Genomic DNA, 20,791 nt, shown 5'->3' with positions numbered 1-20,791 from the left:
GAAAGGTTCCGAGATGAGCGCGAGGAGCGGAAGAACCGCAGACAGGAGGACTTATAATGAGTAAAGAAGAGAGAAATACCTATAAGATAGAATCAGATGAGAACCTCGGAGAAGTACAGATTGCTGATGAAGTAGTTGCAATTATCGCAGGACTTGCAGCAATGGAGGTAGAGGGGGTATCTTCCATGGCAGGAAATGCAACCAGAGAACTGATCGCAAAGCTTGGAATGAAGAGCCTTTCCAAAGGAGTAAAGGTAGACGTGCTGGAAGGTATCGTTACCGTATCCCTTGCCCTGAACCTCAAATATGGTAGCAGTATCAAAGATACTACTTTAAAGGTACAGGAAAAAGTAAAGGCAGCAATCGAGAATATGACAGGTCTTACCGTTGCAGACGTAAACATCCGTGTTGCAGGTGTGGACATGCCGGAAGAAGAATAATTGGAGAGAGAACATGCGAAGAAGTAAAGTCAGAGAACATATATTTAAAATGCTCTTCAGCATCGGATTTGATGCGGCTGATGCAGACGAACAGATCGAACTGTATCTGGAACAGGTAGAAGAAGCAAGTGAGGAAGAACGCGGATATATGCGCAAAAAGGTCAAAGATATCGCAGCACACGAAGAAGAAATCGATGCGATGATCAATGAACATACAACCGGTTGGAAAACCGGACGTATGAATAAAGTGGATCTTTCTGTTCTTCGTCTTGCCGTATATGAGATGAAGTGGGATGACGAAGTGCCGGTCAAAGTAGCGATCAATGAAGCAGTTGAGCTGGCAAAGAATTTTTCAGGAGATGAGGGACCGGCATTTGTCAACGGTGTACTCGGAAAGCTTGCATAAGAATCAGAAATCATGCGAAATGTATATACTGTAAAACAGGTCAATGCGTACATTAAGAATATGTTTACGCAAGACTTTATGTTGAATCGAATTTATATCAAAGGGGAAGTGTCAAACTGTAAGTACCATACTTCAGGACATCTGTACTTTTCACTGAAAGATGAGTCCGGAACGATTGCCTGTGTTATGTTTGCCGGGCAGCGCAGCGGGCTTTCTTTTCGTATGCAGGAAGGGCAGCAGGTAATCGTGCTTGGAAGCGTCAGCGTCTATGAAAGAGATGGCAGATATCAGGTTTATGCAAAGGAGATCGTACTGGATGGTGCGGGACTTCTCTATGAAAAATTTATAAAGCTCAAAAAAGAGCTGGAAGAAATGGGAATGTTTGCGCCGGAATATAAAAAGCCGATTCCAAAATATGTGCGGACAGTTGGTGTTGTAACGGCACCAACCGGAGCGGCAGTGCGCGATATTATCAACATTACCAGGCGGAGAAATCCATATGTGCAGATTCTTCTGTATCCGGCACTGGTACAGGGGGATGGCGCGTCTGAAAGTGTGGTACGGGGAATCCGTGCACTGGAGGAAGCAAAGGTTGATGTGATGATCGTTGGCAGAGGCGGGGGATCTATTGAAGATCTGTGGGCATTTAACGAGGAAAATGTAGCGCGCGCAGTTTTTGAATGCAGTGTACCGGTTATTTCGGCAGTAGGACATGAGACGGACACGACGATCATAGATTATGTAGCGGATCTTCGTGCACCGACGCCTTCTGCTGCGGCAGAGCTTGCAATCTGTAATTACCGGGAACTTCTGGAAACGATCCGGACAGAACGGGAAAGGATGCACCGAAGTATGAGGAGAAAGCTGGAGATTGCATCACTTCATACAGCGCGGTATGCAGAAAAATTCCGTTACTTAAGTCCGTCAGGGAAACTTAAGTCCATGCGCCAGCAGCTTGCAGACTATGAGGAGCAGATCCCAAAAGCCATGCATCAGCGGTTGGAACAGGAACAGGAGAGGACCCGGAAAGTGCAGGAGATGCTGCCGCTTCTGATGGAGCGGAATCTGCGGGAAAACCGTCAGCAGCTTGCAATCCGGATCGAACGGATGAAGGGACTTTCTCCGCTTGCCAAGCTGAACCAGGGCTTTTCCTATGTACAGGGATCGGAAGGGACCGTAAAGAAAGTAGCGGATGTAAAAAAAGGAGACTGGCTTCGGATTTATGTGACAGACGGGCAGATCGAGGCACAGGTAACAGATACCAAGAAGGAGTAGGAAAATGGCAGATAAGAAAAACGAGATTGCAGAAGAAATGCCGGAAGAATCTCTGGAAGAGCTTTTTGCAAAGCTGGATCAGGTGGCAAAAGAGCTGGAATCGGGAGATACTTCGCTGGAAGAGTCCTTCGGACTGTATCAGAAGGGAATGGAAATGCTGAAGCTTTGTAATGAGAAGATTGATACAGTAGAGAAAAAAGTGCAGGTGCTGGAAGAGAATGGAGAAATACATGACTTTTAAAGAAGAAATGAAAGAAAGAACAGAAGTGATTGAAAAGCTTCTTGTAAAATATCTGCCGAAAGCAGAAGGTTACCAGAGCCAGATCATGGAGGCGATGGAGTACAGTGTGATGGCAGGCGGAAAGAGACTCCGCCCAATGCTGATGCAGGAGACATACCGCCTTTTCGGAGGAGAAGGAAAAGAAATCGAGCCGTTTATGGCAGCAATGGAGATGATCCATACTTATTCCCTGGTGCACGATGATCTGCCGGCAATGGACAATGACGAGTACCGTAGAGGAAGAAAGACAACGCATATTGTATACGGGGAAGCAATGGGAATTCTTGCCGGGGATGCACTTCTGAACTATGCGTTTGAGACGGCGGTAAAGGCATTTGAAATCGCACCTGAAAAGAGTCTTCTGATTGGAAAAGCTTTAAAAATCCTTGCAGAAAAAGCCGGTATTTACGGGATGATAGGCGGTCAGGTCGTGGATGTGGCTTCCTGTGGTGTGGGACTTGATGAAGGCATGCTGAACTTTATCTATGAACTAAAAACCGGAGCGCTGATCGAAAGTTCGATGATGATCGGGGCACTTCTTGCAGGTGCAGAGGATGCAGAGCTTGAGAAAGTGCAGAAGATCGCATCGGATGTGGGGATTGCTTTCCAGATCCAGGATGACATCCTGGATGTGACAAGTACTACAGAAGAGCTTGGAAAACCGGTCCACAGCGATGAAAAAAATGAAAAAACAACCTATGTTACATTAAAAGGTCTGGAAAAAGCAACCAGAGATGTGGAAGTTATTTCACAGGAAGCACTGGAGCTGCTTTCCGGGTTGGACAGAGAAAATACGTATCTGACACAGCTGATACAGGAACTGATACACAGGAAAAAATAAGCGGGGTGGATGAAGTGTATCTGGAGCAGATTCACGAAGCGAATGATATCAAAAAATTAAATGAACAGGAACTGGCAGGGCTTGCAGAAGAAATCCGTACCTTTCTTGTTGAGAAGATCAGCAAGACAGGAGGGCATCTTGCGTCCAATCTGGGTGTGGTAGAGCTTACCATGGCAATGCATCTCAGTTTTCAGCTTCCGGAGGATAAGATGATCTGGGATGTAGGGCATCAGTCTTATACGCATAAAATTCTGACCGGAAGGAAAGAAGGATTTGATGATCTGAGAAAATATGGTGGGATGAGCGGTTTCCCGAAACGAAAAGAAAGTGACTGTGATGCCTTTGATACCGGTCATAGCTCCACTTCAATTTCGGCCGGACTTGGCTATGCCAGAGGAAGGGATATCCTGGGGCAGGATTATTCCGTGATCTCTGTTATCGGTGACGGATCCCTGACCGGAGGAATGGCATATGAAGCACTGAATAATGCTGCGGAGATGAAAACGAATTTCATCATCGTGCTTAACGATAACCATATGTCTATTTCCAAAAATGTCGGTGGAATGTCCAGTTATCTCGGAGAGCTGCGCACTGCCCGGGCCTATACCGACCTGAAGGATACCGTGGAAAATGTACTTGGCAGTATTCCGTTTGGCGGTGAAAAGATGGTGCGGCATATTAAGCGCACCAAGAGCAGCATCAAGCAGCTTTTGGTTCCGGGAATGTTCTTTGAAGATATGGGAATCAAGTATTTAGGACCGGTGGACGGGCATGACCTGAAGGCGCTGTGCCGTGCGTTTACCGAGGCAAAAAGGGTAAAAGGACCGGTGCTTGTCCATGTCCTGACGAAAAAGGGGAAAGGGTATCTCCCGGCAGAAGAAAACCCTTCCCGTTTCCATGGAACAGGTCCGTTTGATATCCAGACAGGAGAGCCGATTTCCAAAAGTGGAAAGGATTCCTGTACAGATGTGTTTTCCAAGGTTATGCTGGATCTGGCAAAAAAAGATGACAGACTGGTAGCGATCACGGCGGCAATGGAAGACGGTACCGGCCTGGCAGCATTTCACAGATACTATCCGGACCGCTTTTTTGATGTGGGGATCGCAGAGGGACATGGCGTGACCTTTGCGGCAGGACTTGCTGCGGCAGGACTGCATCCGGTATTTGCTGTATATTCTTCGTTTTTACAGAGAGGATTTGACCAGATGATCCATGATGTCTGTCTGCAGAAGCTTCCGGTCGTATTTGCCGTGGACAGGGCAGGACTTGTGGGAAGCGACGGGGAGACCCATCAGGGGATCTTTGATCTTTCTTATCTGTCAATGATTCCGAATATGACCGTCCTTTCTCCGAAAAATAAATGGGAACTGGCGGACATGGTGCGGTTTGCGGTGAGACTTGGAGCACCGGCAGCAGTGCGCTATCCAAGAGGCAGCGCATTTGACGGATTCCGTGAATACAGAGCACCGATTGAGTATGGAAAGAGTGAGCCGGTCTATGAAGAAGAGGATATTGCGATCATCAGTGTCGGACATATGTTTGAGCAGGCAGTTCAGGTTCGGAAGCGTTTGAAAGAGATTGGATATAACTGTACCCTGATCAATGCCCGGTTTGTAAAGCCGGTGGATGAGGAGATGCTCCGGAAACTGACGGTGGAACACCGGCTGATCGTGACACTGGAAGAGAATATCCGCAGAGGCGGATTCGGAGAATTTGTGACTGCTTATCTGGCAGGTCTTGAGACAGACGCAGAGGTTCTGAATCTGGCACTGCCGGATGACTATATCGAACACGGAAGTGTAGACCTACTTCGCAGTGAGGTGATGCTGGATATTGAATCCTGCGTGGCCAGGATTATCACTGCATATATAGCAGAAGAGAGCAGGAGGGATTGATAGAGAATGAAAGAACGGTTGGATGTATTACTTGTAAAGAGAAATCTGGCATCCTCCAGAGAAAAGGCAAAAGCGATCATCATGTCCGGTAATGTATTCGTGGATGGACAGAGAGAGGACAAAGCGGGAACTTCCTTTCCGGAAGAGGTTCAGATCGAAGTCCGTGGACATGCACTTCCGTATGTCAGCCGAGGAGGACTTAAGCTGGAAAAGGCGATGAAGAATTTTGATGTATCCATGGAAGGAAAGGTATGTACCGATGTGGGATCTTCGACAGGAGGATTTACAGACTGCATGCTGCAAAATGGAGCAGTCAAGGTGTTTGCCATCGATGTGGGACATGGTCAGCTGGACTGGAAATTACGTCAGGATGAAAGAGTGGTCTGCATGGAAAAGACCAACATCCGTTATGTACAGCCGGAAGATCTGGGAGAACCGATTGATTTTTCATCAATTGATGTTTCTTTTATTTCGCTGACGAAGGTACTTCTCCCAATCCGCAATTACCTGAAAGAGAACGGAGAGATCGTTGCGTTGATCAAGCCACAGTTTGAAGCCGGACGTGAGAAGGTTGGGAAAAAAGGTGTGGTAAGGGAAAAGAGTACCCATATCGAGGTCATCGAAAAAGTAACCGATTATGCAGTATCGATCGGCTTTGAAGTAGCAGCACTTGAATTTTCACCGATCAAAGGACCGGAAGGGAATATCGAGTATCTGGTACATCTGAAAAAAAGGCCGGAGGAAGAGGCAAGGATTGTGGAGAGCGTAGACATTCGGGGGACTGTCGATGCTGCTTTTGACACACTTGCGAAAAAGGATCCGGCTGAGGAGAAGAAATAAAAAGACATGGAAAAGTTTTACATTATCACGAATGATATGAAGGATGCAAACCGGAAGATCACCGTGAAAATAAAAAAATGCATTGAATCCTACGGGAAGAAATGTTATCTGGAAGAGCAGCCGGAAGAAGGAAATTTTTCAAAGATCAAGATCCCAAAGGATATTGATTGTGTGTTGACGGTAGGCGGAGATGGAACCTTTATCCAGGCATCCAGACGTCTGTTCGGGCGGGATCTTCCGATGCTTGGAATCAATATGGGCACCCTTGGCTATCTGACCGAGGTAGAGGTGCAGAATGTAGAAGAGGCTGTAAAACAGCTCGTAGAGGGCAATTATACGATTGAAGAGAGGATGATGCTGTATGGATCCGCTGCATACCGCAATGTAAGGGATGTGGCACTCAATGATATTGTCATGACGAGATCCGGCAGCATGAAGATTGTTCATTTTAATCTCTATGTTAACGGAGAGTTTCTGAACTCCTATGATGCGGACGGATTGATCGTGTCCACACCAACGGGTTCTACTGCGTACAATCTGTCTGCAGGAGGACCGATCGTGGAGCCGACAGCGTCATTGATCGTTGTGACACCGATCTGCTCGCATGCACTCAATTCCCGCAGTATCGTTTTCTCGGACAAAGATGAGATCGTGATCGAGATTGGTGCAAAACGGGAAAATCAGATCGAGGAAGCAGTGATTGCATATGATGGTGCGGATGAAGTCCCGCTTCATACCGGTGACCGGATTCGGATCAAAAAGGCGTGGGAGACAGCAAAAATCATAAAACTCAGCAAAGTGAGCTTTCTGGAAACATTACGTGAAAAGATGAAAGGAAACTAGAAGATGAAAGTAAACCGACATGCCAAAATTGTAGAATTGATCAACAAATATCAGATTGAGACACAGGATGAGCTTGCCGAGTATCTGAATGAAGCGGGATTTAAAGTGACGCAGGCAACGGTATCCAGAGACATCCGCGACTTAAAGCTCACCAAGGTTCCGGCAGAAAACGGCAGGCAGAAATATGCGGTACTCCAGAGTGCACAGAACGGAATGACTGAAAAATATGTGCGCATTTTGAGGGATGGATTCAGCTCTATGGATATGGCTCAGAATATTCTGGTACTGAAAACGGTATCCGGTATGGCGATGGCGGTGGCTGCGGCACTGGATGCGATGAACTGGAATGAGATCGTTGGCTGTATTGCCGGGGATGATACGATCATGTGCGCTGTGCGGACCGTGGATGATACGATTCTACTGATGGAAAAGATCAAGAAACTACTGGAACAATAGACAGGAGAAAGAATGTTACAAAATTTGCATGTAAAAAATCTGGCGCTAATCGATGAGGCGGAAGTGGATTTCTCTGGTGGACTTAATATCCTGACAGGGGAAACCGGTGCCGGAAAATCAATTATCCTGGGGACTGTCAGTCTTGCCCTGGGCGGAAGATATTCAGCAGATATGCTTCGTAAGGGAGCCGATAAGGGACTTGTAGAACTGACCTTTTATGTGGAAAATCCGGAAACGGTACGGAAGCTGGAAGAGATGGATCTTTCGCCGGACGGAGGGCAGATCATTATCACCAGACGGTTTAACGGAAACCGAAGTGTGAGCCGGATCAATGGAGAGACTGTGACACTGGGGCGGCTAAAGGAAGCAGCCCAGGTTCTGATCGATATTCACGGGCAGCATGAGCATCAGTCACTGTTATATAAAAAAAATCATCTGGCAATTCTGGATGCATTTGCAAAAGAAGCCGGAGAATGGAAGAAAAAAGTGGCGGATTCATACAGGGAATACCGTCGGCTGGAAAAAGAACTTAAGGAAGCCGATAAAGACGAGGCTGAGAGAGCCAAAGAGATTTCTTTTCTTGAATTTGAGATTGATGAGATTGAAAATGCAGGAATCACTGCGGCAGAATGCCAGTCGGTAGAAGAAGATTACCGGCGGATGATGCAGGGAAAAAGAATCGCAGAGAATCTGGAAGAGGCGTATCTGTATACAGCAGGAGAAGGCGGTATAAGTGCGGCAGAAGCGATCGGACGGGCAGTACGTGCGGCGGCTGTGGCGGCAGAACATGATGACAAATCGGGAGAACTGTATGAACAGCTGGTCGAAGTGGAGAATCTGATCGGGGATTCCGGGCGCGAGCTTCGCTGTTATCTGGACAGTCTTTCCTTTGAACCGGAACAGTTCTATGAGACGGAGAGCCGGCTGAACCAGATCAATCATCTGAAGGTCAAATACGGAGATTCGGCAGAGGCAATCCTGCAGCATAAGGCGGATGACGAGGAGCGCCTCCTGATTTTAAAAAATTATGATGAATATTTAAATGAATTAAAGGGAAAACTGAAAAAATCAGAGGAACGTCTGCAAAAAGAATGCGAGGGTCTGTCGAAGATCCGTAAAAAAGAGGCAAAGCTTTTGCAGGCAAAGATCGCAGAAGGACTTCAGGATCTGAATTTCCTGGATGTCTGCTTTGAAATTCGGTTTTCAAAAACCTCCGGGTACACAGTAGAAGGAACGGATGAGGTGGAATTTATGATCTCCATGAATCCGGGTGAACCGACAAGACCGCTTGCAACTGTGGCATCCGGCGGTGAACTTTCCCGCATCATGCTTGCGATCAAGGCAGTCATGGCGGATAAAGATGAGATCGAGACACTGATCTTTGATGAGATCGATGTGGGGATCAGCGGTCGTACCGCACAGAAGGTTTCCGAGAAGATGTGCCTGATCGGCAGGAAACATCAGGTGATCTGCATTACGCATCTGGCACAGATCGCTGCAATGGCAGATACTCATTACCTGATTGAAAAACGGGTGGAAGATCAGATGACAAAGACCAAGATCCGGCAGCTTGACGGGGAAGAATCTGTGCAGGAGCTGGGAAGGATCCTTGGAGGCGCAAAGATTACGGATGCGGTGCTGAAAAACGCACGGGAGATGAAAATTCTGGCATCCGGTTTGAAAAAATAAGATTGAGCACATACTAGAGGCAGGAGAAAAAATCCTGCCTTATTTTTTGCGGAATTTTAGGGAGGAAAAAGGGGTGTGCAATGTCGGTTAGAAGTTATCGGAAAATGTTAAGTGTGTTATTAGCGGTAATCGTGGTTATAGGAGGCGGCTATTGCTACAGGGAATGGCGGGCTGAGAAAGCGGAGAGGGAGGCTTCGGTCAGTGAACTTTCGGGAAACCTTCTGATTCCGGGAGGGATGCCGGTTGGGATCTATATGGAGACGGATGGCGTGATGGTGCTGGGGACGCAGGAAATTAAGGGAAAAGATGGGATCGGTGTGAATCCGGCGAAGCATCTGGTGAAGGAGGGAGATTATATTGTCGGAGTTGATTCTGACAGTATTTATAATAAATCTGAGCTTATCGAACGGGTTAAAAAATTATCGAATAAGTCCGTTGTCTTACACATTCGTCGAAAAAAAGTGTATATTGATGTACAACTTCATCCGACAAAAGATGAAGGCGGGGCATATAAACTTGGAATCTGGGTGCGTGATAACGCGCAGGGACTCGGCACAATCACTTTTCTGAATGCAGATAGTGAATACGGTGCGTTGGGACATGGAATACATGATGTAGATACCGGCAAACTGATCGAAATGTCAACGGGAAGATTATATGATACCAGCATTCAGAATATTAAAAAAGGTGAGAACGGAAATCCCGGAGGGATGGAAGGGATCATTGTCTACAATCATTACAATATTTTAGGTTCGATTACTACAAACACAGAGACAGGGATTTATGGGAAATTAGACAGGATTGAGAGAATATTTGACAGCAAAGAAGCTTATCCGGCTGTGGCAAAGGAAGAAATTCAGGTCGGAAAGGCGTATATCCGCTGTGCGGTAAGCGGAAAGACAGAAGATTATACAGTCAGAATCACAAAAGTTGACCTGGATGCCAGGGAGGTGAATAAGGGGATTGAAATTCAGGTTACTGACAAACGGTTACTTAAACTGACCGGTGGGATTGTGCAGGGAATGAGTGGAAGCCCCATTATGCAGAATGGAAAGATTATAGGCGCAGTAACACATGTTTTCGTACAGGATGCGACAAAAGGATACGGAATATTTATCGAAAACATGCTGGAAAATCTGAAAAAAGATTGAAATATGCGAACCTTGTCAGATTTCTGCGACACCATTTGCTTGTATTCGCAGAATACAGAAGGTTATAATAGGTTCCATTCCAGTGCAAATTGTCACTTTAAGGAGGGGAAAGGCTTTATGGAAAAACTGAATGTAGCGATTGCTGACGATAACGAAAGAATGTTGAATTTACTAGGAGAAATTGTAGAAAGTGATAAAGATCTCAAACTGGTGGGAAAAGCCAGGAACGGAGAAGATATTTATCACATTATAAGAGATAAACAGCCTGACGTTGTACTTCTTGACCTAATTATGCCGAAAATGGATGGAATCAGTGTGATGGAAATGATAGGCGCAGATAAAACAGTAAAGAAACAGCCGAATTTTATTATTGTAACTGCGATTGGACAGGAGAGGATCACGGAAGATGCCTTCGAAAAAGGAGCAGCCTACTACATCCTGAAACCATTTCGCAATGAAACAATCCTTCAGCGGATCAAAAGCTCCGGACATGCGGAAAAGAGTGTAGCGCCTTACACAGATTATACCGTATATGCGGAACCTTCTGAGGAGGACCTGGAAACACAGGTGACAGAACTGCTCCATGAAATCGGAATCCCGGCACATATAAAAGGGTATCATTATTTGAGGGATTCCATTCTGATGGCGGTTGACGATATGGAAGTTTTAAATGCGATCACAAAGATCCTGTATCCGACAGTCGCGAAAAAGAACCAGACCACATCGAGCCGTGTTGAACGGGCGATCCGCCATGCGATCGAGGTTGCATGGAGCAGGGGAAAGCTGGATACCTTAGAAGCTCTTTTCGGTTACACAGTAAGTAACGGGAAAGGAAAACCGACCAATTCTGAATTTATTGCTCTGGTCGCAGACACGATCAGACTGAAATCAAAGCGCAGATAATTCTTTTCAAACGGATGAAATTGCGGTATAATTATAAATAAGCCGCGAGAGTAAGGAGGGTGTTAAATGAAAAAAGTATTATTTGTGTCATCTGAATCAGTTCCGTTTATCAAAACAGGAGGATTAGCCGATGTAGTGGGATCACTACCAAAATATTTTGATAAGAACAAATACGATGTACGTGTTATGCTTCCAAAGTATATGTGCATGAAAGACGAATGGAAAGATAAACTTTCTTACAGACTTCATTTCTATATGGATCTGAACTGGAGACAGCAGTATGTAGGGCTTCTTGAACTTCAGTACGAAGGAATCACTTTTTATTTCATAGACAATGAATATTATTTTAATGGTTCGCAGCCATATGGTGATATTGCATACGATATTGAGAAGTTTGCATTCTTTTCAAAAGCAGCCTTAAGTGCACTGCCACTTCTGGATTTCAGACCGGATATCATTCACTGTCATGACTGGCAGACCGGGCTTGTTCCGATTTATCTGGATAATTTCCGCTATAACAATGAGTTTTTCCGTGGAATCAAGACTGTGATCACCATACATAACCTCAAATTCCAGGGTATCTGGGATAAGAAGACGGTTATGGATATCACCGGACTTCCGGCATACTATTTCTCACCGGATAAGCTGGAAGCATATGACGATGCCAACTATCTGAAAGGCGGAATTGTCTACGCTGACCGTGTGACAACGGTAAGTAGCAGTTACGCGGAAGAGATCAAGACACCGTTTTACGGGGAGAAGCTGGAAGGACTGATGCAGGCAAGATCAAACTGCCTGTCAGGAATTGTCAATGGTATTGATTACGGTGATTTTAATCCGGCAACAGATACCAACATTGCAAGAACTTACTCTGTCGAAAACTTCCGCAAGGAGAAAGTGAAAAATAAAATGGCGCTGCAGGAAGAACTCGGACTGGAGAGAGATCCGCACCGTATGATGATCGGTATCGTATCCAGACTGACCGACCAGAAGGGGTTTGACCTGATCGACTGTGTGATGGATGAACTTTGCCAGGATGCGGTTCAGATCGTCGTACTCGGTACCGGAGATGAGAGATACGAGAACATGTTCCGTCATTTCGCATGGAAGTATCCGGATAAGGTATCTGCACAGATCTATTATTCAGAGCCGATGTCTCACAAGATCTATGCATCCTGTGATGCATTCTTGATGCCGTCATTATTTGAACCATGTGGACTGAGCCAGCTGATGAGTCTGAGATATGGTACGGTGCCGATCGTAAGAGAGACAGGCGGACTCAAAGATACTGTAGAAGCTTACAATGAGTACGAGAAGACCGGAACCGGATTCAGCTTCACCAATTACAATGCGCATGAGATGCTTGCAACTGTAAGATATGCAGAACAGATTTACTATGACAAGAAGCGTGACTGGAACAAGATTGTAGAGCGTGGTATGGAAAAAGACTTCTCATGGAAGAATTCAGCCAAGCTTTACGAAGAACTTTACGAAAATATGTAAAATGCATTCTGGTAATTTACCGGAAAATATGGTATCATGAAATGAAAATTTTACAGAGGAGAAACATTCATTATGAGGATTATAGACAAAATTAAAGCAGACGGAGTACATATTTCCTTTGAAGTGTTTCCACCGAAGACGGATGCGGGCTTTGAATCCGTGTTAAAAGCAACGGATGGGATCGCAGAACTTACCCCGTCATTTATCAGTGTTACCTATGGAGCCGGTGGTGGAACCAGTAAGAATACGGTTAAGATTGCAAGTCATATCAAGAATGACCTGAAGATTCCGGCACTTGCACATCTGACCTGTGTGTCCTCAACCAAGGAAGAGGTACATAAGGTTATCGGACAGCTTCAGAAAGAAGGGATTGAGAATATCCTTGCACTCAGAGGAGATATCCCGCAGGATGGACAGTTCCCGCTTCCGGGACAGTATTCTCATGCCTGTGAACTGATCGAAGACATCAAAAAAATGGGAGACTTCTGCATCGGAGCTGCATGCTATCCGGAAGGACATGTAGAGATGGAACACAAGAAAGATGATATCCGTTATCTCAAAGAAAAGGTAGATTGTGGAGTGGATTTTATTACCACACAGATGTTTTTCAATAATGATATTTTCTATAATTTTCTGTATCGTATCCGTGAACAGGGAATCATGATACCGGTGCTTCCGGGAATCATGCCGATCACAACGAAAAAGCAGCTCGCAAGAAGCTGTGCCCTTTCAGGAACTGCTGTTCCGCAGAGATTCCGTGCGATCGTAGACTATTTTGGAGATGATCCGGCAGCGATGAAGCAGGCGGGAATTGTATATGCGACCGACCAGATCATTGACCTGATCGCAAATGGAGTCCGCAATATCCACGTATATTCGATGAATAAACCGGAAGTAGCTGCTGCAATCATGCAGAACCTTTCAGAAATCGTAAAATAAAGGAACATAAGAAAGATGACAGATGCCAGAACGAAAGAAGCAATTCGTTATCTGGGATATGGAAGACATGCGGTAGATGAACAGACGCTTGCGCTGATCGATGTTTCCTTCGGGGAGCTCGATCAGACTACGCAGGCAAAATCCGTCTATCGCATTTTTGACTGTAAAGTTACAGGAGAAGACCAGGTGACGATCGGAAAAATGAATATTAAAAGCAGAAGTCTCGGAAAGAATCTCAGAGGTTGCAAAGAGGCAGTTGTATTTGGCGCAACACTCGGTACCAGTGTCGATATACTGATGAAACGTTATTCACTGACAGATATGGCGAAATCTGTCGTATTGCAGGCATGTGCAGCTGCATATCTGGAGGAGTACTGTGACGATCTGCAGCTTTCGATCGGAGAAGAGTTAAAAGCACAGAATAAATGGCTCAGACCGAGATTCAGTCCGGGATACGGTGATTTTGATATCCATCATCAGGACGATATCCTACGGATGCTGGATACGGCAAAGAAGATCGGACTTACCATGACAGACAGCTATATGCTCACACCGACAAAATCGGTGACTGCAATCATTGGGATCAGTGATACGGAGGAAAAATGTCACATCAAAGGCTGCGAAGTGTGTGAGAAGAAGGACTGCATTTACAGAAGAAATTAAGGAGCGTAGGGTATGAATATCAGAGAACGTTTGGGAAAAGAACTTTTATTTTTAGATGGAGGAATGGGAACTCTTCTGCAGGCAGAAGGACTTGCACCGGGAGAACTTCCGGAGACCTGGAACATCGAACATCCGGAAAAGGTGGAAGCGATTCACCGCAGATATTACGAAGCAGGAAGTGATGTGGTTCTTGCAAATACCTTTGGCGCTAATGTCTGCAAATTTCATGATGACAGATATACGGTTGAAGAAGTGATCCGTGCAGGGATTGCAAATGCAAAAAGAGCAGGAGAGCAGATTGGAAAAGAGACTTATGTGGCACTGGATATGGGACCGACCGGAAAGCTATTGAAACCAATGGGAGATCTGGATTTTGATGATGCTTATGAAGCATTTGCAGAAGCCGTCCGCTATGGAGAAAAGTACGGTGCAGACCTGATCCATATCGAGACCATGAGTGACACCTATGAAGTAAAGGCAGCCATTCTTGCAGCAAAAGAAAATTCTTCTCTTCCGGTATTTGTAACCATGATCTTTGATGAAAGAGGAAAGCTTCTGACAGGCGGGGATGTCCTTTCTGTTGTGGCAATGCTGGAAGGACTCCGCGTAGATGCACTGGGGCTGAACTGTGGACTTGGGCCGAAACAGATGCTTCCAATCCTAAACGATTTAAGAAGATATACCTCCCTTCCGATCATTGTGAAGCCAAATGCCGGACTTCCGAAGCAGAAGAACGGGGAAACGTATTACGATGTAGAGCCGGATGAGTTTGCCCGGATCATGCAGGAGGTTGTAAAAGAAGGAGCCTGTGTGATCGGCGGATGCTGCGGAACGACACCGGAGCATATTAAAAAGCTGGTGGAAGAATGCAAAGATCTTCCGCTGCGCGAGATCGAGAAAAAGCATGATACGATCGTATCTTCTTATGGACAGGCTGTGATCCTGGATGATATGCCGCGTATCATCGGGGAAAGAATCAACCCGACTGGAAAGAAAAAATTCAAAGAAGCACTGAAAAATGAAGATATGGACTACATTTTGAAAGAAGCGATCACGCAGCAGGATAAGGGCGCGCACATTCTGGATGTCAATGTAGGACTTCCGGATATTGACGAAGTTGCCATGATGGAAAAAGTTGTAAAAGAACTGCAGAGCGTGACCAGTCTTCCACTTCAGATTGACACAGTAGATGGAAAGGCTATGGAACGTGCAATGCGTATCTACAATGGAAAGCCGATGATCAACTCTGTAAACGGAAAGCAGGTTTCTATGGACGAAGTCTTTCCTCTGGTCCGGAAATATGGCGGTGTGGTTGTCGGACTGACCATTGATGAAGAGGGGATTCCGAAGGATGCAGAAGGCCGTGTGCGTGTTGCAGGTAAGATCATCAACGAAGCAGCCAAATACGGAATCGACAAGAAAGATATCGTGATCGATGTGCTGACCATGACCATCAGTTCGGAAAAGGACGGGGCAAAGGTTACCTTGGAAGCATTGAAGAGAGTACGGGAAGAATTCGGGGTCAGAACCGTTCTTGGAGTATCGAATATTTCTTTTGGACTTCCAAGGCGCCCGATTGTCAACAGCTATTTCTATGCGATGGCAATGCAGAACGGACTGACGGCAGGAATCATCAATCCATCCTCAGAAGATATGATGAAAGCTTATCGTTCTTATAATGCACTGATGGGCTTTGATGAAAATTGTACGAATTATATCAGTACTTATGCGGGAACCACAGAGACGGTGACAGTCCAGGCATCGCAGGCAGCTGCAGCAGCCGGAAATGCACCAAAAGCTGCAGGCGTTGAGATGACACTCAAATATGCAATCGAGAGAGGGCTGAAAGAAGAGGCGCATCATATCACCCGTGACCTGATCGGTACGAGGGAACCGCTGGATATCATCCAGGAGGAACTGATCCCGGCACTCAATGTAGTCGGTGAAGGTTTTGAAAAGGGAACCGTCTTCCTTCCGCAGCTTCTGATGAGTGCGGATGCTGCGAAGATTGCCTTTGCAGTTATCAAGGATGTGCTTGCTTCATCCGGACAGGAAGAAGAAAAGAAGGAGAAGATCATCCTTGCTACCGTAAAAGGTGATATCCATGATATCGGAAAGAATATAGTGAAAGTTCTTCTTGAAAATTATGGTTTTGATGTGATCGATCTCGGAAAGGATGTACCGCCGGAGGCAATCGTAGAAAAAGCAGTTGAGGAGAATGTCACTTTGGTAGGCTTAAGTGCGCTGATGACCACAACTGTAGTCAGCATGGAAGAGACGATCAAACTCTTAAGAGAGAAAAAACCGGACTGCAAAGTCATGGTAGGCGGGGCTGTTCTGAACCAGGATTACGCGGATATGATCGGGGCAGATTTCTATGGAAAAGATGCCATGCAGTCTGTACACTATGCGCAGAAATTTTTTAGCATGGTGGAGTAGGAACTGCAAGGCAGATACAAAAGGTCGAAATTGTATGTGAAAATGCTAAAAAAGTTTGGAAAATTTTTTTGTATATGCTATAATATGCATAAATCAAGGAGAAAAGAAAATGATAGCATGGGAGGCATGACAAGATGACATTTTTTTCAACACTGATCTCTACGGTATTGAAGATGCTCTTTATCGGAGTGTTTGCGGTCGGAGGGGTTTTTGCAGGCAAGAAGCTTCGCGAAAGAAAAGACGCAAAGAATTCAGAGACTAAGTAGAATGGAAAAAAGAAGGAATCGCAGAAAATGCGGTTCCTTTTTAAATTTCATTATATTGACAAGCCATCAAAATCTCTTTATAATTAGAATTTAGCTGATAGAAGCGAGGAGGATAAAGATGAAAGCTTACGGAGTTAACGAACTTAGACGCATGTTTCTTGACTTTTTTGAGAGCAAAGGTCATTTAAAAATGAAAAGCTTTTCGCTGGTGCCGCACAATGATAACAGCCTTCTGCTGATCAATTCAGGAATGGCACCGCTGAAACCATATTTTACAGGACAGGAGATCCCACCGAGACGCCGTGTGACAACCTGTCAGAAATGTATCCGTACAGGAGATATCGAGAACGTAGGAAAGACTGCACGTCACGGTACTTTCTTTGAAATGCTTGGTAACTTCTCATTCGGTGATTACTTTAAGACAGAAGCGATCCACTGGTCATGGGAATTCCTGACAGAAGTGGTTGGACTGGATCCGGATCGTCTGTACCCGTCCGTATATGAAGACGATGATGAGGCATGGAAGATCTGGAACGAAGAGATTGGTATTGCACCGGAGAGAATTTTCCGTTTCGGAAAAGAAGACAACTTCTGGGAGCATGGATCAGGTCCGTGCGGTCCGTGTTCAGAGATTTACTATGACCGTGGAGAAAAATACGGATGTGGTAAACCGGGATGTACAGTAGGCTGCGAATGTGACCGTTATATGGAGATCTGGAACAACGTATTTTCACAGTTCGACAATGATGGACATGGAAACTACAGCGAACTGAAGCAGAAGAATATTGATACCGGTATGGGACTTGAGAGACTTGCATGTATCGTACAGGATGTAGACTCTATGTTCGATATTGATACTTTAAAAGCACTGCGTGACCAGGTATGTGAGATCGCTGGAGTATCTTATGGAGATAATGAAAGCACAGACGTATCTCTGCGTGTAATCACAGACCATGTGCGTTCTGTAACTTTCATGATCTCTGATGGTATTATGCCGTCTAATGAAGGAAGAGGATATGTTCTTCGCCGTCTTCTCCGCCGTGCATGCCGTCACGGAAGACTTCTGAACATTGCACCGGGATTCCTTACAGATCTTGCTGCAACAGTGATCGAAGGCTCTAAAGACGGATATCCGGAGCTGGAAGAAAAGAAAGACTTTATCATGAATGTCATCCGCAAGGAAGAAGAGCAGTTTGAGAAGACCATCGACCAGGGGCTTGTCATTCTGAATGAGATGAAAGAAAAGATGGCAGAAGAAGGAACAAAGACTCTGTCCGGAGAAGATGCGTTCAAATTATATGATACCTATGGATTCCCGATCGATCTTACCAAAGAGATTCTGGAAGAAGAAGGTATGGATATTGATGAAGAGGGATTTAAAGCCGCAATGGAAGTTCAGCGCCAGACTGCAAGAAAAGCACGTAAGGCAACGAACTACATGGGAGCAGATGCAACCGTATACGAATCCATCGATCCGTCTGTAACTTCTAAGTTTGTCGGATACGAGCATCTGGAATATGAATCGAAGATTACGGTACTTACCACAGAAGATGAGATCGTAGACGCTCTTTCTGACGGTGAGAGAGGAACCATCTTTGTAGATGAGACTCCGTTCTATGCAACAAGCGGTGGACAGGAAGCCGACCACGGTGTGATCAAATGCGGTGACGGTGAATTTGTTGTGGAAGATGTGAAGAAGATGCTTGGTGGCAAGATCGGTCATATCGGTTATATGGCAAAGGGTATGATGAAGGTTGGAGATCAGGTTACTCTGACCGTTGATTCGCAGAGACGTGTGCTTTGTGCAAGAAACCACAGTGCGACCCATCTGCTTCAGAAAGCACTCCGTACCGTACTTGGTACACATGTAGAACAGTCCGGATCTTATGTAGACGACAAGAGACTTCGTTTCGACTTCTCTCATTTCTCTGCAATGACACCGGAAGAACTGCAGAAAGTAGAAGATATGGTAAATGAAAGCATTTCCGGATCTCTGCCGGTTGTCATTAAGAACATGCCGATCGAAGAAGCAAGAAAGACCGGAGCACAGGCTCTGTTCGGTGAGAAATACGGCGACATCGTCCGTGTTGTAAATATGGGAGATTACTCTATTGAGTTCTGCGGTGGTACACATGTTGCCAATACAAGCGAGATCGGAGCATTCAAGATCCTGTCTGAAAGTGGTGTGGCAGCAGGGGTACGCCGTATCGAAGCACTTACATCCAAAGGACTGATGGATTATTATGGAGAACTGGAACAGTTGCTTCATGAAGCAGCCAAGCTCCTGAAAGCAACTCCGGATACTGTATCTGAGAAGATCGCACATCTTCAGACTGAGAACAAAGAACTTCACAGTGAAGTAGAAAGCCTGAAGAGCAAGCTTGCGAAAGATGCCATGGGTGATGTGATGGATCAGGTAGAAGAAGTAGCCGGCGTAAAAGTGATTGCTGTCAGCGTAGAAGATATGGACATGAACGGACTGCGTGACCTTGGAGACCAGCTCAAGGAGAAGATCGGAGAAGGCGTGGTCGTGATCGCATCCAGCGCGAACGGCAAGGTAAGCCTGATGGCTACAGCAACAGATGAAGCAATGAAGAAGGGGGCTCACGCAGGCAACCTGATCAAGGCAATCGCTTCCTGTGTAGGTGGTGGCGGCGGTGGACGTCCGAACATGGCACAGGCTGGCGGAAAGAACCCGGCTGGAATCCCGGATGCCCTTGCAAAAGTCAAAGAGGTACTGGCAGAACAGATAAAATAATGCCGGAAAATGACAGATTTATGCATATTTTTCCTATTTTTCAAAAAATTCTTGACTGAGATGAAAAATATGATATAATCTAATGTAGTGCAATAAATATACCCGAACAGTCGTATGATGCACAATACCAGGCTGGAGGGGAGGTTAGGTGTGAGACTATGTCAAATGTAATCGTTAAAGAAAACGAAACGTTAGATAGTGCTTTACGCAGATTCAAAAGAAACTGTGCCAAAGCAGGAATTCAGCAGGAGATTCGCAAAAGAGAACATTACGAAAAACCAAGCGTTAGACGTAAAAAGAAATCTGAAGCTGCTAGAAAACGTAAATATAACTAATATGTGCAGAACAATAATGGAGGGTTTATGATTCATAAACCCTCCATTTTTACAGGAAAATTTTATGTGGTGGAATAGGATAATATTTGGAATAGATGGATATGAGGTTGTGATGTGGTTTCTGACTTACAGCATGATGGGATGGCTGGTGGAATCCATCTATATGTCATTTTGTAATCATAAGATTACGAACAGGGGATTTGCAAAAGGTCCGTTTTGCCCGATCTACGGGTTTGGTGCTCTTACGGTGTTTTTTATATTACGTCCGTATAGCGACAATAGTATACTGCTGTTTTTCCTGGGATCGTTTCTTGCAACGACGTTGGAATTTCTGACGGCACTTGTGATGAAGCGCATTTTCGGTGAGATCTGGTGGGATTACCATGAGAAGCCATTTAACTACAGGGGGATCATCTGTCTGGAGAGTTCGATCGCATGGGGATTCTATACGTTGTTCCTTTTTATGTTCCTGCAGAACATAGTTGCAGCGTTTGTTGCCATGATACCGGTTCGTGCAGGGCGTGCAATTGGCAATCTGATTCTGATTGGATACATTATGGATTTTTCCGCGACAATTTATCGCCAGAAGAAAGAGAATCTTCAGGAAAGCATGGATGAGGAACAAATACAGCAGATTGAACAAGCAAAAGACAAAATGAAAGATAATTTTTTGACATAATTGTTGTTGACAAAACCATAGACCGTGGTCTATACTGTGTCTTGTAAACGACAAGGACGTCATGTACAGTTAGTACATGGCGTCTTTTTGTTTAGCGGTAAATTCCGAAGAGATTTCCTGCTAAACAAAAGGCACATTCTTTTACACATTTTTATTCGAAGTCCGGAACGAATAGCATGAAGTAGTATAT

Annotated in this window: 20 protein-coding genes; all 20 read left to right on the top strand. The window is 45.3% G+C overall.

Features of this window, described 5'->3' with window-relative positions; all coding sequences use genetic code 11:
* The first annotated feature begins 56 nt into the window (after positions 1–56).
* Complete coding sequence (locus tag PGZ10_RS08585; RefSeq protein WP_008369274.1) at positions 57–440, top strand: Asp23/Gls24 family envelope stress response protein; 384 nt, start codon at positions 57–59, stop codon at positions 438–440.
* Positions 441–453: 13 nt separating this feature from the next.
* On the top strand, positions 454–846 hold the full coding sequence (gene nusB / locus PGZ10_RS08580; RefSeq protein WP_008369272.1) for a transcription antitermination factor NusB: 393 nt from the start codon (positions 454–456) through the stop codon (positions 844–846).
* Between the two features lie 12 nt (positions 847–858).
* Entirely contained in the window at positions 859–2,121 is a 1,263-nt protein-coding gene (xseA, locus tag PGZ10_RS08575) for an exodeoxyribonuclease VII large subunit (protein WP_270541139.1), read from the top strand.
* A 4-nt stretch (positions 2,122–2,125) separates the two neighbouring features.
* Positions 2,126–2,362: an exodeoxyribonuclease VII small subunit gene (xseB, locus tag PGZ10_RS08570; protein ID WP_008369268.1), complete on the top strand. Its 237-nt coding sequence runs from the start codon at positions 2,126–2,128 to the stop codon at positions 2,360–2,362.
* Positions 2,352–3,242 carry a polyprenyl synthetase family protein gene (locus PGZ10_RS08565; RefSeq protein WP_117556523.1) on the top strand — a complete coding sequence of 297 codons (891 nt, stop codon included), beginning with the start codon at positions 2,352–2,354 and terminating at the stop codon, positions 3,240–3,242. The genes xseB and PGZ10_RS08565 overlap by 11 nt, the downstream gene beginning before the upstream one ends.
* Positions 3,243–3,256: 14 nt before the next feature.
* Positions 3,257–5,137 carry a 1-deoxy-D-xylulose-5-phosphate synthase gene (gene dxs, locus PGZ10_RS08560; protein ID WP_173825154.1) on the top strand — a complete coding sequence of 627 codons (1,881 nt, stop codon included), beginning with the start codon at positions 3,257–3,259 and terminating at the stop codon, positions 5,135–5,137.
* A 6-nt stretch (positions 5,138–5,143) separates the two neighbouring features.
* Positions 5,144–5,977: a TlyA family RNA methyltransferase gene (locus PGZ10_RS08555; protein ID WP_117556525.1), complete on the top strand. Its 834-nt coding sequence runs from the start codon at positions 5,144–5,146 to the stop codon at positions 5,975–5,977.
* 6 nt (positions 5,978–5,983) lie between these two features.
* Complete coding sequence (locus tag PGZ10_RS08550; protein WP_270541138.1) at positions 5,984–6,820, top strand: NAD(+)/NADH kinase; 837 nt, start codon at positions 5,984–5,986, stop codon at positions 6,818–6,820.
* Between the two features lie 3 nt (positions 6,821–6,823).
* Positions 6,824–7,276: an arginine repressor gene (argR, locus tag PGZ10_RS08545; RefSeq protein WP_008369259.1), complete on the top strand. Its 453-nt coding sequence runs from the start codon at positions 6,824–6,826 to the stop codon at positions 7,274–7,276.
* A gap of 12 nt (positions 7,277–7,288) precedes the next feature.
* Positions 7,289–8,965: a DNA repair protein RecN gene (recN, locus tag PGZ10_RS08540; protein ID WP_270541137.1), complete on the top strand. Its 1,677-nt coding sequence runs from the start codon at positions 7,289–7,291 to the stop codon at positions 8,963–8,965.
* 80 nt (positions 8,966–9,045) lie between these two features.
* Positions 9,046–10,116, top strand: coding sequence for a SpoIVB peptidase (gene spoIVB, locus PGZ10_RS08535; RefSeq protein ID WP_117556529.1), 1,071 nt, complete (start codon positions 9,046–9,048; stop codon positions 10,114–10,116).
* Between the two features lie 117 nt (positions 10,117–10,233).
* Positions 10,234–11,019 (top strand): sporulation transcription factor Spo0A, encoded by a 786-nt coding sequence (spo0A, locus tag PGZ10_RS08530; RefSeq protein ID WP_022220247.1) that lies wholly within the window; start codon positions 10,234–10,236, stop codon positions 11,017–11,019.
* Positions 11,020–11,085: 66 nt separating this feature from the next.
* Positions 11,086–12,522: a glycogen synthase GlgA gene (gene glgA, locus PGZ10_RS08525; RefSeq protein ID WP_117556531.1), complete on the top strand. Its 1,437-nt coding sequence runs from the start codon at positions 11,086–11,088 to the stop codon at positions 12,520–12,522.
* Positions 12,523–12,594: 72 nt separating this feature from the next.
* Positions 12,595–13,461, top strand: coding sequence for a methylenetetrahydrofolate reductase [NAD(P)H] (metF, locus tag PGZ10_RS08520; RefSeq protein WP_117556533.1), 867 nt, complete (start codon positions 12,595–12,597; stop codon positions 13,459–13,461).
* A 15-nt stretch (positions 13,462–13,476) separates the two neighbouring features.
* Positions 13,477–14,124 (top strand): vitamin B12 dependent-methionine synthase activation domain-containing protein, encoded by a 648-nt coding sequence (locus PGZ10_RS08515; protein ID WP_270541135.1) that lies wholly within the window; start codon positions 13,477–13,479, stop codon positions 14,122–14,124.
* 12 nt (positions 14,125–14,136) lie between these two features.
* Positions 14,137–16,563 carry a homocysteine S-methyltransferase family protein gene (locus tag PGZ10_RS08510; protein ID WP_270541134.1) on the top strand — a complete coding sequence of 809 codons (2,427 nt, stop codon included), beginning with the start codon at positions 14,137–14,139 and terminating at the stop codon, positions 16,561–16,563.
* 134 nt (positions 16,564–16,697) lie between these two features.
* Positions 16,698–16,829: a vanadium nitrogenase gene (locus PGZ10_RS08505; RefSeq protein WP_270541133.1), complete on the top strand. Its 132-nt coding sequence runs from the start codon at positions 16,698–16,700 to the stop codon at positions 16,827–16,829.
* 118 nt (positions 16,830–16,947) lie between these two features.
* On the top strand, positions 16,948–19,587 hold the full coding sequence (gene alaS, locus PGZ10_RS08500) for an alanine--tRNA ligase (protein WP_270541131.1): 2,640 nt from the start codon (positions 16,948–16,950) through the stop codon (positions 19,585–19,587).
* A 158-nt stretch (positions 19,588–19,745) separates the two neighbouring features.
* On the top strand, positions 19,746–19,922 hold the full coding sequence (gene rpsU / locus PGZ10_RS08495) for a 30S ribosomal protein S21 (RefSeq protein ID WP_004054229.1): 177 nt from the start codon (positions 19,746–19,748) through the stop codon (positions 19,920–19,922).
* 64 nt (positions 19,923–19,986) lie between these two features.
* The gene (locus PGZ10_RS08490) at positions 19,987–20,601 is read left to right on the top strand and encodes a putative ABC transporter permease (protein ID WP_117556539.1); all 615 of its coding nucleotides are present in this window, start codon (positions 19,987–19,989) and stop codon (positions 20,599–20,601) included.
* The last annotated feature ends 190 nt before the right edge of the window (positions 20,602–20,791 follow it).

It is taken from the genome of Coprococcus sp. AF102-57 (assembly GCF_027686195.1).
Lineage (GTDB): Bacteria > Bacillota > Clostridia > Lachnospirales > Lachnospiraceae > Allocoprococcus > Allocoprococcus comes.
Note: the sequence above shows the minus strand (reverse complement) of the source record. Positions and strands in the feature narration are given on the sequence as shown.

Bases quoted from the DNA above. Each gene is read 5' to 3' on its own strand.
- PGZ10_RS08585 (WP_008369274.1), top strand. From the start codon at position 57: ATGAGTAAAGAAGAGAGAAATACCTATAAGATAGAATCAGATGAGAAC.
- nusB (WP_008369272.1), top strand. From the start codon at position 454: ATGCGAAGAAGTAAAGTCAGAGAACATATATTTAAAATGCTCTTCAGC.
- xseA (WP_270541139.1), top strand. From the start codon at position 859: ATGCGAAATGTATATACTGTAAAACAGGTCAATGCGTACATTAAGAAT.
- xseB (WP_008369268.1), top strand. From the start codon at position 2,126: ATGGCAGATAAGAAAAACGAGATTGCAGAAGAAATGCCGGAAGAATCT.
- PGZ10_RS08565 (WP_117556523.1), top strand. From the start codon at position 2,352: ATGACTTTTAAAGAAGAAATGAAAGAAAGAACAGAAGTGATTGAAAAG.
- PGZ10_RS08555 (WP_117556525.1), top strand. From the start codon at position 5,144: ATGAAAGAACGGTTGGATGTATTACTTGTAAAGAGAAATCTGGCATCC.
- PGZ10_RS08550 (WP_270541138.1), top strand. From the start codon at position 5,984: ATGGAAAAGTTTTACATTATCACGAATGATATGAAGGATGCAAACCGG.
- argR (WP_008369259.1), top strand. From the start codon at position 6,824: ATGAAAGTAAACCGACATGCCAAAATTGTAGAATTGATCAACAAATAT.
- recN (WP_270541137.1), top strand. From the start codon at position 7,289: ATGTTACAAAATTTGCATGTAAAAAATCTGGCGCTAATCGATGAGGCG.
- spoIVB (WP_117556529.1), top strand. From the start codon at position 9,046: ATGTCGGTTAGAAGTTATCGGAAAATGTTAAGTGTGTTATTAGCGGTA.
- spo0A (WP_022220247.1), top strand. From the start codon at position 10,234: ATGGAAAAACTGAATGTAGCGATTGCTGACGATAACGAAAGAATGTTG.
- glgA (WP_117556531.1), top strand. From the start codon at position 11,086: ATGAAAAAAGTATTATTTGTGTCATCTGAATCAGTTCCGTTTATCAAA.
- metF (WP_117556533.1), top strand. From the start codon at position 12,595: ATGAGGATTATAGACAAAATTAAAGCAGACGGAGTACATATTTCCTTT.
- PGZ10_RS08515 (WP_270541135.1), top strand. From the start codon at position 13,477: ATGACAGATGCCAGAACGAAAGAAGCAATTCGTTATCTGGGATATGGA.
- PGZ10_RS08510 (WP_270541134.1), top strand. From the start codon at position 14,137: ATGAATATCAGAGAACGTTTGGGAAAAGAACTTTTATTTTTAGATGGA.
- PGZ10_RS08505 (WP_270541133.1), top strand. From the start codon at position 16,698: ATGACATTTTTTTCAACACTGATCTCTACGGTATTGAAGATGCTCTTT.
- alaS (WP_270541131.1), top strand. From the start codon at position 16,948: ATGAAAGCTTACGGAGTTAACGAACTTAGACGCATGTTTCTTGACTTT.
- rpsU (WP_004054229.1), top strand. From the start codon at position 19,746: ATGTCAAATGTAATCGTTAAAGAAAACGAAACGTTAGATAGTGCTTTA.
- PGZ10_RS08490 (WP_117556539.1), top strand. From the start codon at position 19,987: ATGTGGTGGAATAGGATAATATTTGGAATAGATGGATATGAGGTTGTG.